We start from the raw sequence: 15,882 nt of genomic DNA, 5'->3' as shown, positions 1-15,882 counted from the left end.
ACCGTTTCCCGAAACGTTAGGTCGCGAGCGGCCGTACGTTCGAACGTAACTCGTGGCGAAAGACGACGCTCGGGTCGACATGACGGCGGGAGCCATCTCGCCGAAGCTGTTCGACCTCGCGTGGCCGCTGGTGCTCGGGAACCTCCTCCAGACGCTGTACAACCTCGCGGACATGTTCTGGGTCGGGCGGGTGAGCACCGAGGCCGTCGCCGCCGTCTCGCTCATGTTCCCGCTGTCGTGGATGTTCGTCTCGACCGCGGTGGGCCTCACGGCCGCGACGATCGCCCTGGTCTCCCAGCACGTCGGCGCCGGCAACGACCGGCGCGCCGACGAGGTCGTGGGACAGACGGTGCTGCTCGCGGTCGCGGTCTCCGTCGCCCTCGCCGCCCTCGGGTTCGCGGCCCGTCACCGGCTGCTCTACTGGATCGGCGCGCGGGACGCGGTGTTCGTCGAGTCGCTCGCCTACATCGAGGTGATCCTCCTCACGCTCCCGCTCACGTTCCTCTTCTTCGCGTTCCGCGCCTCCCTGCAGGGCGCGGGCGACACGACGACGGCGATGTGGCTGGTCGGGATCTCCGCGGGGATCAACATCGTCATCGATCCCGTCTTCATCCTCGGATGGGGGCCGGTCCCGCCACTCGGGACGCGCGGGGCCGCGATCGCGACGCTGATCGCGCGCCTCTTCGCGACCGCGACGGGCGTCTGGATTCTGCTGCGCGGCGACTGGGGGGTGAAGCTGTACGTCCGCGACCTCGCGCCGAACCCGGAGATCCTCCGGAAGCTGATCGGCGTGGGGTACCCGGCGACGCTCGACGGGTGGGCGCGGTCGTTCGCGGCCGTCTTCATGGCCGCGCTGGTCGCTCGATTCGGCCCGGCCGCGACCGCGGCCTACGGGATCGGCGTCAGGCTCATGTCCGTCTCGTGGTCGGTCGCGGGCGCGGTCGGGCAGGCGACCGCGACGGGGGTCGGACAGAACCTCGGCGCGGAGACGCCCGACCGCGCCGTCGCCGTCACCCGCGTCGCCACGCTAGGGACCATGGCGCTACTCGGCGTCGCCGGCGGCGCGGTCTGGCTGTTTCCGGCGGTCGCGATGCGCGTCTTCATCGACGACCCGGCGACGGTCGCCGAGGGGGTCGTCTTCCTCCGCGTCATCGCGCTGTCGTGGGCGTTCTTCGGCGGGCTCATGGTGATACAGGGCGCGTTCCGCGGCGCGGGCCACACCAAGGCGGCGCTGGCGCTCTCGCTGCTCTCCCGGTGGGCCGTCCGGATTCCGCTCGCCGCCCTGCTCGCGTTCGGGGCGGTCGGGATCACGCTCGGCGGCGGGGCGGTCGGTCCCGTCGACGTCCCCGCGATCGAGATCAGCTACGTCGGGCTCGACTGGGGCGTCGTGGGGCTCTGGTGGGCGTACGCGATGGCCGCCGTGGTCTCCTTCGCGGTCGGCGTGGCGTGGTTCCTGCGCGGGACGTGGACGGAGGGAGTCGTCGACGAGGGGGGCGGTGCGGCGGTCGCGCCGGGCGACGACCGCGGAGACCGGGAAGAAGGGGAGGGGGAGGGGGTCGAAGGCCCGGACGTCTCGGCCGAGACGGTCGACGACTGACGCCGGACCGCGACCCGGGACTACCGCTGTTCCTTCGCCATTTCCAGCGAGATAAAGAAGCCGAAGTACGCCGGGATTCCGGCGAGCATGAACATGTAAAACACCCACTGCGGGGCGTTCGTGAACGCGTAATCGAAGAGGAGCGACACGAGCGTCACCCAGACGACCGCGAACAGCAGGTCCTGCACCATGCCGGTCCGGTGCTCGGTGACGTGCGATCGGACGCGGTCGGCGAGGCTCTCCTCGTCGCTGTCGTCGATCGGCTTCGTCTCTGTCATGAGTGTGCGTGTCGGTCGGGGTACGTCGGTGTTCCGGAAGCGGTGCGAGTCGGTCGGTCGAACGCCCGTGGCCGCGACGGAACGCGGCCGCGCCCGCGGTCGCGGCTCAGTCCTCGTCGGCGTAGTCGACGACGAGAACGGGCACGTGCGTCGAGCGCAGCGTGCGCTCGGTGACGCTCCCGAGGAGCGCGCGCCGGACGCCGGCGCGGCCGTGGCTCCCCATCACGATGAGGTCCACGTCGTGGTTCTCGGCGTAGTCGGCGATCACCGTGTGCGGGCGGCCGCCGGAGATCTGCTCGACGACCTCGATATCCCGCTCCGCGCCGCGGGCGGCGACGGCGCCGGTCGCCTCGTCGGCCTTCGATTTCAGCTCCTCCATCTCGTCGAACCGGCCCTGCTTGAGCCGGTCGACCTGCTCGGTCCCGAGGCCGAGGTTGACCGAGTCGATGTCGACCACGTACAGCGCGTGGACCTCGGCGTCGTACTGCTCCGCGAGGTCGAGCGCGTGTTCGACCGCTGACTCTGCGACGTCGCTGCCGTCAGTCGGGATCAGAATGTGTTCGTACATGGATCACTCCTCCGTGGCCGCGCGGCCCCCGTCGGCCGTCATCTCCTCGCCGCCGTCGGCGACGACGTCCTCTGCCGTCTGCTGTTGGCCCATCGGTTCGGGGCTGTGACACTGGCGGACCATCCGCTTGGTCTCCAGCGGGGGTTCCGGCGTCGCCATCGAGACGGCGATGGTGACGAGGAACACGAGCGGCGTGCCGACCAAGGCGGCGCCGATCGGCGGCACGTACTGGGCGTAGACCGGGATGAGCGCCTGTCCGGAGCCACCGGCGATGTCGGCGAGGAAGCCGACGTAGGCCGGCAGGACGCTGTTGACGATCGAGGTGAACCACAGCACCAGGCCGACGGTCATCCCCGCGAGCGCTCCCTGCCGGTTGGTGTTCTCCCACCACAACCCGAGGAAGAACATCGGGAACAGGACGGTGCCCGCGAGCGAGAACGCGTAGGCGACGAGTTCGCCGATGAGCGCCGGCGGGTTGAACGCGGTCACCGTGACGAGCGCGCCGATCCCGACGATGGTCGCCCGGCCGATGAGCACTTGCTGCCGCTGGGTCGCGTCGGGGTTGATGAGCTCGGCGTAGATGTCGTGAGCGACGGCGGAGGAGGCCGTAATGAACAGCCCCGCCGTCGTCGCGATCGCGGCCGCCATCGCGCCGGCGGCGACCAGCCCGACGAACCAGGTCGGTAACTGGGCGAACTGTGCGGCCAGCACGACGATGACGTCGCCCTCCGCGCCGGACATCGCCTGCTCGCCGCTGAACACCGCTTCGGACGAGATGCCGTTCACGGTGGCGAAGAGGTCGACGCCGAAGGCCGCCATGGCCGGCGCGGCCCAGTACAGGAGCAGGATGAAGAACAGCCCCCACACGGTGGACCAGCGGGCGGTCCGCTCGCTCTGGACCGTGTAGAACCGGACCAGAACGTGCGGGAGGCCGCACGTGCCGAAGATGAGCGAGAACGCCGTCGCGACCCACAGGTAGTAGCTGTTCCCGCCGATGAACGGCTCGCTGAACTGCCGGCCGAGCTCGCTGAACAGGGCGCCGTACTCGATCTGCGGGAGCACCGTCGAGTACCCCTGCGAGAAGCCGACGACGTAGACGCCCGCGAGGAACGCGACGATGAGGATCACGTACTGAACGGCCATGTTCTTCGTCGCGCCCAGCATGCCCGAGAGCGCGAGGTAGCCGACGGTGATGGTCATCATCACGATGATCATCGGGATGATGTCGAGTCCGAACACGTACTGACCGACCAGCCCCATCCCGCGGGCTTGGCCCACGGAGTAGACGTACGCGATGAGCAGCGTGGTGAACGCGGCCAGCGCGCGTGCCATCGGGGAGTTGAATCGGTCCGCGACGAAGTCCGGCGCGGTGTACTTCCCGAACCGGCGCATCTGGGCCGCGAGGAAGATGAGCAGGACGAAGTACCCGGTCGTCCAGCCGACGATGAACGCGAGCCCGTAGAAGCCGGCGAGCGCGACCAGCCCGGCGAGGCCGAGATACGAGGCGGCCGACATCCAGTTGGCGCCGATCGCCATCCCGTTTTCGATGTTACCGATACCCCGACCGGCGACCCACATGCCCTCGGTGTCTGCCACCTTGAACACGAAGCCGATGGCCAGGAAAGAGGCCATCATCAGGAAGACGATGATAGCCGGGAGGAGCTTAAAGGAGATGTCGAGCGCCTCGGCTTGGAGCGGGAGCGTCATTCCCGCTGCCCCCCGTCGCTGGCGGTGTCGGCCGACCCGGTGTCGGTGCTGTGGTCGATGCCGTACTTATCGTCCAACTTGTCCCGCTGGCGGGCGTAGACGGCCGCCAAGATCAGCGCGCCCGTCGGCGCGCCGAAGGCGACTAAGAAGTAGTGCCAGGGGAATCCGAGCACCGGCATGGTCGTCGTCATCGTGCCCGGTGCGAGCATCGTCATCGTGACCGGACCGAAGACGATGAGTGCCCAAACGATGAACCCGGTCCAGACGATTCTGAGGTGGTCCCGCATATACGCGGTGCTCGGTTTCAGCAGGTTCACCTCTTCGCTGAGGTAGTCGGTCTGTCGGTGCTGCTGTGCCGCGCCCGTGGCGACGCCGCCGTCGGTGGCCGCGTCGCCCGCTGCTCGTCCACCGTCGGTGGCCGCGTCGTTCGGTGCTCGTCCACCGTCGGTGGCCGCGTCGCCCGCTGCTCGTCCACCGTCGGTGGCCGCGTCGTCAGTGTCGTGTGAACTATTATCTGTCATGTGTATCGGTGTGCCGTGGTGTGTCGGTATCGCGTGTCGTCGCGCGTCGATTATCTGAATCGATCGTAATGGTTGTCGGCGCGTCGGCGTGCTCCGGTACCGGTTGCGTGTCGAAAACGAGGCCGGTGAGCGGCTACTCGCCCTCTGCCTTCCGCTGGATCTCCTCGACGATCTCCGGGTTCCGGAGCGTGCTCGTGTTTCCGAGCTCCTCGCCGTCGGCGATGTTCTCCAACAGGCGCCGCATGATCTTGCCCGAGCGCGTCTTCGGCAGGTCGGGCGTGAACACGACCTGCTCCGGCCGGGCGATCGGGCCGATGGCGTCCTCGACGCCGGCGACGATCGCGTCGCGGAGCTCCTCGTTGCCCTCGTACCCGTCCTCGGTCGTCACGTACGCGTAGACGGCCTCCCCTTTGATCTCGTGGTTGCCACCGACGACGGCGGCCTCCGCGACCCCCTCGACGCCGACGATGGCGGACTCGATCTCCATCGTCCCCAGCCGGTGGCCGGAGACGTTCAACACGTCGTCCACGCGGCCGAGGACGGTGATGTACCCGTCCTCGTCGATCTTCGCCCCGTCCTCCGGGAAGTACACCCAGTCCTCGGGGTCGTCGCTGTCGGTGTCGGAGTACTCCGCCCAGTACTCGTCGATGTAGCGCTCGTCGTTGTTGTACAGCGTCCGGAGCATGCCGGGCCACGGCTTCTGTACCGTGAGGTAGCCGGCCTTCCCCGGCTCTACCTCGTCGCCGAGCGTGTCGAGGATCTGGACGTCCAGCCCCGGCAGCGGCGGGCCCGCCGCCCCGGGCTTCATGTCCTTGATCCCGGGTAAGGTCGTGATCATCATCCCGCCGGTCTCCGTCTGCCACCACGTGTCGACGATGGGGCACTCCTCGTCGCCGATGTGCTGGTAGTACCACTTCCACGCCCGCGGGTTGATCGGCTCGCCGACAGTCCCGAGCAGCCGCAGCGAGGAGAGGTCGTGGCGGTCCGGGTACTCCGAGCCCCACTTCATGAACGCGCGGATCGCCGTCGGCGCCGTGTACAGCTGGGTCGCGTCGTGCTCGTCGACGATCTCCCAGAGGCGGTCCTGTTCGGGGTGGTCCGGCGTCCCCTCGTACATCATCGTCGTCGTCCCGAGCGCGAGCGGCCCGTAGACGATGTAGGAGTGACCCGTGATCCAGCCGATGTCGGCCGAGCAGAAGTACGTGTCATCCGGCTTGATGTCGAGGACCGACTGCGAGGTCCACGACACCCACGAGAGGTAGCCGCCGGTCGTGTGTTTCACCCCCTTCGGCTGTCCCGTCGTCCCCGAGGTGTACATCAGGAACAGCATGTCCTCGGCGTCGCGGGTGACAGGCTCCACCTCGGCGCCCTCGTGCTCGGCCACGAGGTCGCCGTAATCGAGCTGGTCGTCGCCGAGGTCGTGACCGAAGTCGTCGCCGTTCGGCCCGAGCCGGTCGACGACGACGGTCGTGGTGTCGTGGTCGACGCCCGCGAGCCCCTCGTTCGCCTTGTCGAGGTGGTCGAGGGGGTCGCCGCGGCGGTAGTAGCCGTCGCAGGTGACGAGGTACTCCGACTCCGCGGAGTTCATCCGCGTCGCGAGCGCGTCGGCCGAGAACCCGGCGAACACGACGCTGTGGGGCGCGCCGATGCGGGCGCACGCCAGCATCGCGACCGGTAGCTCCGGGATCATCGGCATGTACATCGTCACGACGTCGTCCTCCTCGACGCCCTGATCGCGGAGGGCGGCCGCGAACTCGTTCACCTCGCGGTGGAGCTCCGCGTACGTGTACGTGCGGTCGTCCTCGTCGACCGGCTCGCCGACCCACTCGATCGCGGCCTCGTCGCCGCGCTCGTCGAGGTGTCGGTCGAGGCAGTTGGCGGACGCGTTCAGCTCGCCGCCGGTGAACCACTCGTAGAAGGGCGGGTCGCTGTCGTCCAGCACCTGGTCGTAGTCGGACTCCCAGTCGAGGAGGTCGGCTGCCGCCTGCCAGCACTGCGGCCAGTTCTCCTCGAACGTCTCGTAGATCTCGGGGTCGGAGACGTTCGCCTGCGCCGCGAACGACTCGGGCGGCTCGAACACCTCCTGCTCTTCAAGTCTCGCTTCCAGTTGACCGTCACCCTCTGTCATGGTACGGTCGTATCCAACCGATCTCGGCATATAAACGCTGACGCTAAATACGAAAAATCATGATGAATACGCGGCGCGTTGCCCGGCTCCGTCCCGTCCGCGTCGCGCTCTCGAACCCCATTATAAACGATTCGCGTGGGTCGCGTCAACGGCGCTCTCGGTACTCCTCGTCGAAGAGGCCGTCGAGCAGGGCGCGCTGGGCCTTCCGGAGGTGGTTGTGGAACGTCGGGGAGGAGACCTCCATCGCGTCGGCGACCTCCTCGGCGGTGCTCTCCCGCGGCCAGTCGAAGTAGCCGCCGTGGTACGCGGCCGACAGCGCGGCCCACTGGCGGTCGGTGAAGCGGTCCGCGACCCCCTCGCGGAACGACGACTCCGGCCGTGACGCCCGGACGACGGACTCCTTGCTCGCGAGGCGGGCGTCGTCGAAGGCCGCGCGGAGCCCGTCGGCCACCGGTCTGACGTCGGCGCCCCCGGGGAGGTCGGCGACGACGCGGACGCGACCGTCCTCCGCGGTCGCCTCGCGGACCGTCGCGCCGTGTTCGGTGAGCGTCCGGACCGCCGACCCTCCCTCGACGCGGACCGAGGCCGAACAGCCGTCCTCGCGCGTCTCGGTCACCCGGAGGTCAGAGACGCCGTCCGCGCCGTCGACGACGTCGGCGACGCCCTGGGGCCTCGCGCCAGCGACGGAGAGGTAGAGCCGCGAGGCCTCGTCGGTGACGCCGACGGTGGAGTCGAGTTCTATCGCACAGCCGAGGGCGGCGCTCGCGCGGGCGAGGAACGCTCCGTCGTCGGCGGTGTGGAACTCCACCTCGGTGACGGCGTCGGAGTGCAGGAGGTCGCGCCACCGGCCCGCCGTCACCGCCCAGCCGAGACAGCGCCCGAGCGCGACCAGCTCCCGCCGCTCGACGTCCGACACGGGCGCGCCGTCGTCGGCGACGACGCAGAGCGCGCCGTGCGTCACGTCCCGGTAGCCGGCGGGGACGGCGATCCCGGGCCGGCCGCCGGCGGTGGGCTCCCCGTCCGTCAGGACCGGCTCGCCGTCCTCGACCGCGCCGAGCCACGGCCCCTCCCGCGTGACGCCGCGGTCGACGAGGACCTCTCGGTCGACCCCGGCTGCTCCCACGACCTCCGCCCGGCCGTCGTCGACCGATCCGCGGACCACCCACGCCTCGGCCCACCGACCGGACTCGACCAGTCGCTCCGGGACCGCGGCGAGCGGCGATTCCCTCGCCTCGCCGTCGGCGAGGGCCTCGAATCCGCCGAGCGCGCTCGGGGCCCGTCCGCCCGCGTCCGGATCCGGAGCGCCGGTACCGCCGGCTTCGGCGCCCCCGGCGGGGGCGAACGCCTCGGCGATCTCCCGCCCGTCGAGCGGGCCGAGGAACTCGTCGAGCGTGCCGAGGGTCTCCCAGCCGCCGGCCTCGCGCACGGCGTGCGGGTCGACGCCCCGATCGACGAGGAGCCGGCGCGCGAACGTCTCCCGGAGATCGCTCGGCGTGACGTCGGCCGGCACCGCGCCGTCGGTCCGCGCCGCCGCCCGCTCGGCCGTCTCGGACACGATCATCTGGACGCGCCGGGGCGACACGCCCACGAACGGCTCCGCGTCGTCGAGTCCCTCGCTCTCGGCGTACCGCCGGAGCTCGGACGCCAGCGAGGCGGGGACGACTGTCTCGCGGTCGATCGCCACCGTCGACTCGGCGCCGTTCGTCGGCTCCCCTTCGGCCTCGCCGTCGGTTCCCGAGCCGTCCGGGACGGCGAGGAGGGACGCGCCGGAGGCGACGCCCGGGTCCCGGAGATCCCGCGGCGCGACGCGGGTGATCTCGCCGGTTCGGAGCCCGGCCTTGCCGGCGAGGCGAACCACGACCGCGGCGCGGTACGTCTCCGCGGCGGTCAGGAGCGCGTCGTAGGCGTCGCCGTCGAGGCCGTCGACCATCTGTTTCGTAAGTAGACAGAAACCCGAAAGAAAAATCTTCCCCCTTTAGTCGCCTCGCGCGGTCTGCAAGGCGAACTTCAGCCGACGCGGTCGACCGACCGCTCTGATCGAACCTTATGGACGGTCAGAATTTCGGTCTTCAGCCAGTACCCGAAATAGCCGTCGAGCGGTCAGCCCGAAGGCGGTGCGCCCCGGACGACGGGGAGCCGCCCGAGCACCCGCGGTCCGCCCCTGCCGAGACCGCCGAGACCGCCGCGACCGGGCGGCCGACTCAGACGCCGTCGGCGACGCCCCACGCGACGTGGTCCCACAGGCGCTCGTAGGCGTAGTAAGTCGCGGTCTTGAGGGCGTTGGTCACCAGCCCGATGTTCACGGCGTCGCCGACGTCGCCGACGACCGCCCACGCCACGGTCACGGTGATCATGACCATGAACGCGCGGTAACAGTGCGTCTTGGCGACCGCGCGCCTCCGGTCGTGAAGCGCGGACCGCGAGACCAGCGTTCCCATACCGACGCTTCGGCGGCCACGCTTATGGATCCTTGAGAGATTTCGAAAGCGGTGTTTGGGAACCGTATTCGGTTACTCACTTCGAACGGCGGACTCGATCTCTCCGACGACCTCGGGGTTCCGGAGGGCGCTGACGTCGCCGAACTCCTCGCCGCGCGCGATGTCTTCGAGCAGGCGGCGCATGATCTTGCCCGAGCGCGTCTTCGGGAGGTCGGGGGTGAACACGATCCGGTCCGCGCGGGCGAGGTCGCCGACCTCGCGGGCCAGCTCCTCGCCGATCGCCGTCCTGAGCGGCTCGCCGGGCTCGACGTCGCTCCGAGTGGTCACGTAAGCGACGACGTCGCCGTCGTCGTCGCCGACGACCGCGGCCTCGGTGACCCCTTCGACGCCGACGATCGCCGACTCCAGCTCGGCCGTGTTGAACCGCTGCGCCCGGACGTTGATCACGTCGTCGACGCGACCGAGAATGGTTACGTAGCCGTCCTCGTCGACCGTCGCGCCGTCGCCGGTCCGGTACCGCCACCCGTCCTCGGCCTCGACCCAGTACTCCCGGCGGTAGCGCTCGTCACCCTCGCGGAGCCCGCGGAGCATGCCGGGCCACGGCGACCCGATCGTGAGGTAGCCCGGCTCGCCCGGGTCCACCGGCTCGCCGTCCTCGTCGACGACGCGCGCGTCGATCCCGGGCAGGGGCGGCCCGACCCTCCCCGGTTTCATGGGCGTGATCCCGGGCAGCGTCGCGAGCGCGATGGCGCCCGTCTCCGTCTGCCACCACGTGTCCACGATCGGCGCCTCGCCGCCGCCGACGTGGTCGCGGTACCAGCGCCACGCCTTCGGCGTGATCGACTCGCCGACGGTCCCGAGCAGCCGGATCGACGAGAGGTCGTGGCGGTCGGGGTACTCCGCGCCCCACTTCATGAACGACCGGATCGCGGTCGGGGAGGTGTAGAAGACGCTGACCGCGTTGCGCTCGATGAGGTCCCACACGCGGTCCCGGTCCGGGTAGTCCGGCGAGCCCTCGTACAGCACGGTCGTCGTCCCGACGGAGAGCGGGCCGTACACGCCGTACGAGTGGCCCGTGATCCAGCCGATGTCGGCCGCGCACCAGTAGGTGTCCGACGGGCGGACGTCGAGGACGTTCCGGGTCGTCCAGGCGACGTGCGCGAGGTAGCCACCGGTCGCGTGTTCGACGCCCTTCGGCCGGCCGGTCGTCCCCGAGGTGTACATCACGAACAGGAGGTCGGTGGCGTCGCGCGCGACCGGCTCGACCGTCTCGCCGTCGTGCGCGTCGACGAGCGACTCGTACGCGTGTTCGTCGGCGCCGAGCGACACGTCCAGCGCGTCGCCCAGCCGGTCGACGACGACCGTCGCCGCGAGGTCGCCGTCGGCCCGGAGTCGCGCGTTGTCCGCCTTCGACTTCTGGTTGAACGCGTCCTCCCGGCGGTAGTAGCCGTCGCAGGTGATCAGGTACGACGAGTCGGCCGCGTCGAGGCGGGTCGCGAGCGCCTCCGCCGAGAGCCCCGCGAAGACGACGTTGTGCGGCGCGCCGATGCGGGCGCACGCCAGCATCGCGACCGGCAGCTCCGGGACCATCGGGAGGTACAGCGTCACCACGTCGTCCTCCTCGACGCCGAGCTCCCGCAGGCCGGCCGCGAGCGCGTTCACTTCGCGGTGTAAGTCGAGGTAGGTGTACGACCGCCGCTCGCCACGCTTGCCGAACCAGCGAATCGCGAGCTGGTTGCGCCGCTCGTCGAGGTGGCGGTCGACGCAGTTGACGGCGGCGTTGAGCCGCCCGTCCGGGAACCACTCGTAGAAGGGCGGGTCGCCGTCGTCGAGCACCCTCTCGTACGGTCGCTCCCAGTCGAGGAGGTCGGCGGCCCGCCGCCAGGCGTCGGGCCCCTCGGTCGCGAACGCGTCGTACACCCCCGCGTCGCTCGCCACGGCCCGCTCGCGGAACCCGGTCGGCGGCTCGATGGCGTCGTCGTCGGCGACGGGGCGGTCCCGCCGTCGGCCGTCGACTCCGGCGTCGTCCATGATACCCGTTCGCAAGTGGAGGAATGTATACTTTGTCCGCGGTCCCGGTCGGCGGCGAGTCGGCTACGTCGACTCCGCGGGCGCGAGATCCGCCGCCTTCGACCGCGCGCGGGCCACGATCGAGGGTTTGGCCTCGAAGTCGACGGTCACCTGGTCGCTCGCGTACGACTCCTCGTCGACGTGGCCGTGGTCATGGATCCACGAGACGAGGCTCATCGCCTCGTCGGAGACCGGGAGGACGAGCCGCTCGCGCTCCCAGTCGGGGAGCTCGTCTTCGACGCGGTCGCGGAGCTCCGCGACGCCCGCGCCCGTCTTCGCCGAGACGGCGACGGGGTCGGGGGCGACACCGGAGAGCGCACCGCGCTTATCGGCCAACTCGCCGGGCGCGAGCCGGTCGACCTTGTTGAATACGGTCACGACGGGGGCCTCGTTGCGCTCGTAGAGGGTGTCGTGGCTCGTGACGAGCTTCTCGCGCATGTCCTCGACCGGCTCGCTCGCGTCGACGACGAGCAGCACGAGGTCGGCGCGGTAGACCGAGTCGAGCGTCGACTCGAACGACTCCACGAGCCAGTGGGGAAGGTCCGCGATGAACCCGACCGTGTCCGTGAGCAGCACGTCTCGCTTCTCCATCTCGGCCCTGCGGGTCGTCGTGCCGAGCGTGGTGAACAGCATGTCCTGCGACTCGGCGGTGGTGTCGAGGTCGGGGTGTCGGTCGGCGTTCTCGTCGACGTCGATCTCGGCCGCGAGCCGGCGCATCAGCGTCGACTTCCCGGCGTTCGTGTACCCCGCGAGCGCGACCAGGTCGAAGCCGGAGTCGCGGCGCTGCTCGCGGCGCGCCTCTTCCTTCTCCGCGATCGACTCCAGCTCGTCCTGTATCTCGGAGATCTGGCGTTTGATGTCGCGCTCGACGCTCTCGTCGTACTCGCCGAGCCCCATGAAGCCGGGGCGCTCGTCGCGCTTCGCGAGGCTCGCCTTCGCCTCGGCGCGCGGGAGCTCGTACCGGAGCTCCGCGAGCTCGACCTGGAGCTGCGCCTTCCGGGTGTTGGCGCGCTGACCGAATATCTCGAGGATGAGCGTGAACCGGTCGATCACCTCGACGCCCTCGGGGAGCTCCCCGCCGATATTGAACGTCTGGTACGGGCCGACGTCGTTGTCGACGATGACGGCGCCGGCGTCGGTCCGGCGGACCAAGTCGCGCAGCTGCGCGACCTTTCCCTCCCCGAACATGAACGCGGCGTCCTCGGTGCGGGTCTGGGTGAGTTCGCCGACGACCTCGTACCCCGCGGCCGCGGCGAGCTGGGTGATCTCGGCCAGGTCGGCGTCGCCGGAGTCGACGCGCTTGGCGACGACCGCCCGCCGCTCTCGGGGGACCGATTCGGCGTCGCCGTCGGCGCTCGCCCCCTCGACGCTCCCGGTCATAAGAGGAGGTCTCGGGCGGCGTACGCGGCGTGGTGTGCTGCCTGCACTGTTTCGCGTTCTCCTATGCTCTCGACGTATTTAAACTCGGGTCGGAAGCTCAGCCCGACTCGATCGGGGGGCTCCTCGTAGAACTCGCCGTGTTCGGCGACGATCGGGCCGTCCGGCGGCTCCGGCAGGTTCCCGACCGCGGTCGCGACGAGGCCGAGGGTCGCGTCGAGCGTCGGTCCCTCGCGCACGGCGGCGAAGCCCATCCCCTCGACCGACCGGATCCGCGTCGAGCCGACCCGGGCGTGGACCGCGGCCGCGACCATCAGGTACTCGCCCGCCTCCTCGTGGCGGCCGCTGATGTCGACGCCGACCACCTCAGGGGCGGGCACCGGCCACCTCGGTTCGCCCGGGCCGCGAGCTCCTACCGACGGGTGTCAGCTCCATAACCCGTCGTTGTTTGCCCGCCGAATTGAACGTTTCCGTGGTGTGCGCCGGAAATTCGAATCCGCCGGCTCAGGCCGACAGCGTCGCGACCGCGTCGCCGATGCGGTCGATCGCGGCGTCGACGTCGTCCTCGTCGACGTCGAGGTGCGTGGTGAACCGCGTCGTGTGCTCGTCGAACTCCACGCAACCGACGCCGGCCGACTTGCAGGCCTCGACGAGGTCCGACGCGGGGATCCCGGCGTCCTCGGTGTGCGCGACGACGATGTTGGTGTCCGGCGCGGGCGCGTCGACCCCGTCCAGCGCGTCGAGCCCGGCGGCGAGCCGCTCGGCGTTGGCGTGGTCGTCCGCGAGCCGGTCGACGTTCTCCAGGGCGAGGAGGCCGGGCGCGGCGATCATGCCGGCCTGTCGCATCCCGCCGCCGAACAGCTTCCGGACGCGGCGGGCCGCCTCGACGAACGCCTCGTCGCCCGCGAGTATCGAGCCGACGGGCGCGCCGAGCCCCTTCGAGAGGCAGAAGGTGACGCTGTCGACGGGGTCGACGACGTCGCTCGCGTCGACGCCGAGCGCGACAGCCGCGTTGAACACGCGGGCGCCGTCGAGGTGGACCGGCACGTCGGCGTCGCGGGCGACGTCGGCGGCCGCGGCGATCCCCTCGACCGGCACCGCGACGCCCCCGCGGTAGTTGTGGGTGTTCTCCAGCGAGAGGAGGCCGGTCCCGGGCCGGTGGAGGTCCTCGCTCACGAGTCCCTCGCGAACCTCCTTCGGGGTCGGGACGCACCGGTCGCCGGCGTCGATCGTGCGAGTCTGCGCGCCCGAGAGCTTCGCCGCGCCGGCGAGCTCCCACCGGTAGATGTGCGACTCGCGCTCCAAGAGGAGCTCCTGCCCCGGCTCCGTGTGGACGTGGACGGCGATCTGGTTGGCCATCGTCCCGGAGGGGACGTACAGCGCGGCCTCGGTCCCGACCGCCTCGGCGGCGCGGCGCTCTAACTCGTTGACCGCGGGGTCGTCGCGGTACACGTCGTCGCCGACCTCGGCGGTCGCGGCCGCCTCGCGCATCTCGGCCGAGGGCGTCGTGACGGTGTCGGATCGCAGGTCGATGGTGTCCTCGTCGGTCTCCATTCGGTACCGTCGGTTCGGCGGCCGATCGGAAATAGGTCGCGCTCACCCGGCCGGGGCGTTCCGGATTCGGTCCCTTCTTAATCGACGCGACCGATCCGTGACGTATGGCAACGGAAGCCGCGGCCGACGACGCGACCGACGCCCCCGAGGCGTACGAGGCCCTCCTGGACCGCGTTCGACGCTGGAACACGGTCGGGAGCGCCGCCGGCGTGCTCGGGTGGGACCAACAGGTGATGATGCCCGAGGGCGGCACCCCCGCCCGGTCGAAGCAGCTGTCGACGCTCTCGTCGGTCCAACACGACATGATCACGGACGAGGAGACCGGCGACCTGCTCGCCGAGCTCGACGACGCCGACCTCTCCGACGAGCGGGCGGCGGTCGTCCGCGAGGTCCGCCGCGAGCACGAGCGCGCCGACGCGGTCCCGGTCGAACTCGTCGAGGAGATCTCCGAGACCGGCTCCGAGGCGCTGCAGGCGTGGGAGGAGGCGAAAGCTGAGGACGAGTTCGAGACGTTCGCACCGTACCTGGAGAAGCACGTCGAGCTCAAACGGGAGTACGCCGAACACATCGACCCCGACCGCGACCCATACGAGGTCCTCTTCGAGGACTACGAGCCGTGCCTCTCGATCGACCGCGCCGAGTCGATCCTCGAGGAGCTCCGCGAGACGCTCGTCCCCATGATCGACGCGATCCGCGACGCCGACGCGGACCTCGCCGTCGACACGTTCGAGGGCACGTTCCCCGAGGACGAGCAGGAGGAACTCGCCCGCGAGGCGCTCGAACTCCTCGGCTACGACTTCGATCGCGGCCGGCTCGACGTCTCCTCGCACCCGTTCACCTCCGGCAACCAGTTCGACTGCCGCGTGACCACCCGGTTCGACGAGTCGGACCCGCTCGGCGCGATCGGCTCGACGATCCACGAGTACGGCCACGCGCAGTACAACCTCGGGCTCCCGCGGGAGGAGTGGGCCACCCCGCTCGGCGAGTCGCGCGACCTCTCCGTCCACGAGTCGCAGTCGCGGCTCTGGGAGAACCACGTCGGGCGGAGCCGGCCGTTCTGGGAGCTGTTCCTCCCGCGGTTCCAAGAGCAGTTCCCGCAGACCGAAGACGCGAGCGTCGAGGACGCCTACGAGGCGTTCAACCAGGTGCACGAGGACAACCTCATCCGCGTCGAGGCCGACGAGCTCACCTACCACCTCCACATCATCGTCCGGTTCGAGATCGAACGCGACCTGATCCGCGGGGACCTCGCGGTCGAGGACGTCCCGGAGGTCTGGAACGACAAGTACGAGGAGTACCTCGGGATCCGCCCCGACACCGACAGCGAGGGATGCCTCCAGGACATCCACTGGAGCCACGGCAACTTCGGCTACTTCCCGACGTACTCGCTGGGCTCGGTCATGGCCGCCCAGCTGTTCGAGGCCGCCGAGGCGGAGATCGACGACCTCGACGCGAAGGTCGCCGACGGCGACTTCGACGAGCTGCAGTCGTGGCTCGGCGAGAACGTCCATCGACACGGCTCGCGCTACGAGACGAACGAGCTGGTGAAGCGCGCCACCGGCGAGGCGTTCTCCGCCGACGCGTTCACCGACTACGTCGAGGAGAAGTACGGCGAGCTGTACGACCTCTGAGGCACTGAGGTCT

Annotated in this window: 13 protein-coding genes; 2 read left to right on the top strand and 11 right to left on the bottom strand. The window is 70.1% G+C overall.

The window, feature by feature from the left end:
• Positions 1-79: 79 nt before the first annotated feature.
• Positions 80-1,597 (top strand): MATE family efflux transporter, encoded by a 1,518-nt coding sequence (locus DJ74_RS07225; protein WP_094526848.1) that lies wholly within the window; start codon positions 80-82, stop codon positions 1,595-1,597.
• Positions 1,598-1,617: 20 nt separating this feature from the next.
• Here DJ74_RS07225 and DJ74_RS07220 read toward each other — a convergent pair whose 3' ends face one another.
• The 11 genes from DJ74_RS07220 to DJ74_RS07170 all read right to left on the bottom strand — a co-directional run bounded on the left by DJ74_RS07220 (position 1,618) and on the right by DJ74_RS07170 (position 14,238).
• Complete coding sequence (locus DJ74_RS07220; protein ID WP_094525507.1) at positions 1,618-1,875, bottom strand: hypothetical protein; 258 nt, start codon at positions 1,873-1,875, stop codon at positions 1,618-1,620.
• A gap of 106 nt (positions 1,876-1,981) precedes the next feature.
• Positions 1,982-2,443 carry a universal stress protein gene (locus DJ74_RS07215; RefSeq protein ID WP_094525506.1) on the bottom strand — a complete coding sequence of 154 codons (462 nt, stop codon included), beginning with the start codon at positions 2,441-2,443 and terminating at the stop codon, positions 1,982-1,984.
• A 3-nt stretch (positions 2,444-2,446) separates the two neighbouring features.
• Entirely contained in the window at positions 2,447-4,150 is a 1,704-nt protein-coding gene (locus DJ74_RS07210; protein WP_094525505.1) for a VC_2705 family sodium/solute symporter, read from the bottom strand.
• Entirely contained in the window at positions 4,147-4,671 is a 525-nt protein-coding gene (locus tag DJ74_RS07205; protein WP_094526809.1) for a DUF4212 domain-containing protein, read from the bottom strand. Before DJ74_RS07205 ends, DJ74_RS07210 begins: the two co-directional genes overlap by 4 nt.
• A 133-nt stretch (positions 4,672-4,804) precedes the next feature.
• The gene (gene acs, locus DJ74_RS07200) at positions 4,805-6,799 is read right to left on the bottom strand and encodes an acetate--CoA ligase (RefSeq protein WP_094525503.1); all 1,995 of its coding nucleotides are present in this window, start codon (positions 6,797-6,799) and stop codon (positions 4,805-4,807) included.
• Positions 6,800-6,944: 145 nt separating this feature from the next.
• A complete protein-coding gene (locus DJ74_RS07195) occupies positions 6,945-8,729 on the bottom strand; it encodes a bacterio-opsin activator domain-containing protein (RefSeq protein WP_094526808.1) in 1,785 nt (594 codons plus the stop codon).
• A 271-nt stretch (positions 8,730-9,000) separates the two neighbouring features.
• Positions 9,001-9,237 (bottom strand): DUF2061 domain-containing protein, encoded by a 237-nt coding sequence (locus DJ74_RS07190; RefSeq protein ID WP_094526807.1) that lies wholly within the window; start codon positions 9,235-9,237, stop codon positions 9,001-9,003.
• 72 nt (positions 9,238-9,309) lie between these two features.
• Positions 9,310-11,268 (bottom strand): acetate--CoA ligase, encoded by a 1,959-nt coding sequence (gene acs, locus DJ74_RS07185; protein WP_094525500.1) that lies wholly within the window; start codon positions 11,266-11,268, stop codon positions 9,310-9,312.
• A 63-nt stretch (positions 11,269-11,331) separates the two neighbouring features.
• Positions 11,332-12,687 (bottom strand): GTPase HflX, encoded by a 1,356-nt coding sequence (gene hflX / locus DJ74_RS07180; RefSeq protein ID WP_094525499.1) that lies wholly within the window; start codon positions 12,685-12,687, stop codon positions 11,332-11,334.
• Positions 12,684-13,049 carry a DUF2209 family protein gene (locus DJ74_RS07175; protein ID WP_094526847.1) on the bottom strand — a complete coding sequence of 122 codons (366 nt, stop codon included), beginning with the start codon at positions 13,047-13,049 and terminating at the stop codon, positions 12,684-12,686. The genes hflX and DJ74_RS07175 overlap by 4 nt, the downstream gene beginning before the upstream one ends.
• Before the next feature lie 139 nt (positions 13,050-13,188).
• On the bottom strand, positions 13,189-14,238 hold the full coding sequence (locus DJ74_RS07170; RefSeq protein ID WP_094525498.1) for a low specificity L-threonine aldolase: 1,050 nt from the start codon (positions 14,236-14,238) through the stop codon (positions 13,189-13,191).
• Between the two features lie 104 nt (positions 14,239-14,342).
• On the opposite strand from DJ74_RS07170, the gene DJ74_RS07165 reads away from it, so the two are divergent.
• Positions 14,343-15,869, top strand: a complete 1,527-nt coding sequence (locus DJ74_RS07165) for a carboxypeptidase M32 (protein WP_094526806.1) — start codon at positions 14,343-14,345, stop codon at positions 15,867-15,869.
• The last annotated feature ends 13 nt before the right edge of the window (positions 15,870-15,882 follow it).

It is taken from the genome of Halorubrum sp. Ea8 (assembly GCF_002252925.1).
Taxonomy (GTDB): Archaea; Halobacteriota; Halobacteria; order Halobacteriales; family Haloferacaceae; genus Halorubrum.
This window is presented reverse-complemented; position numbering and strand designations above follow the sequence as displayed.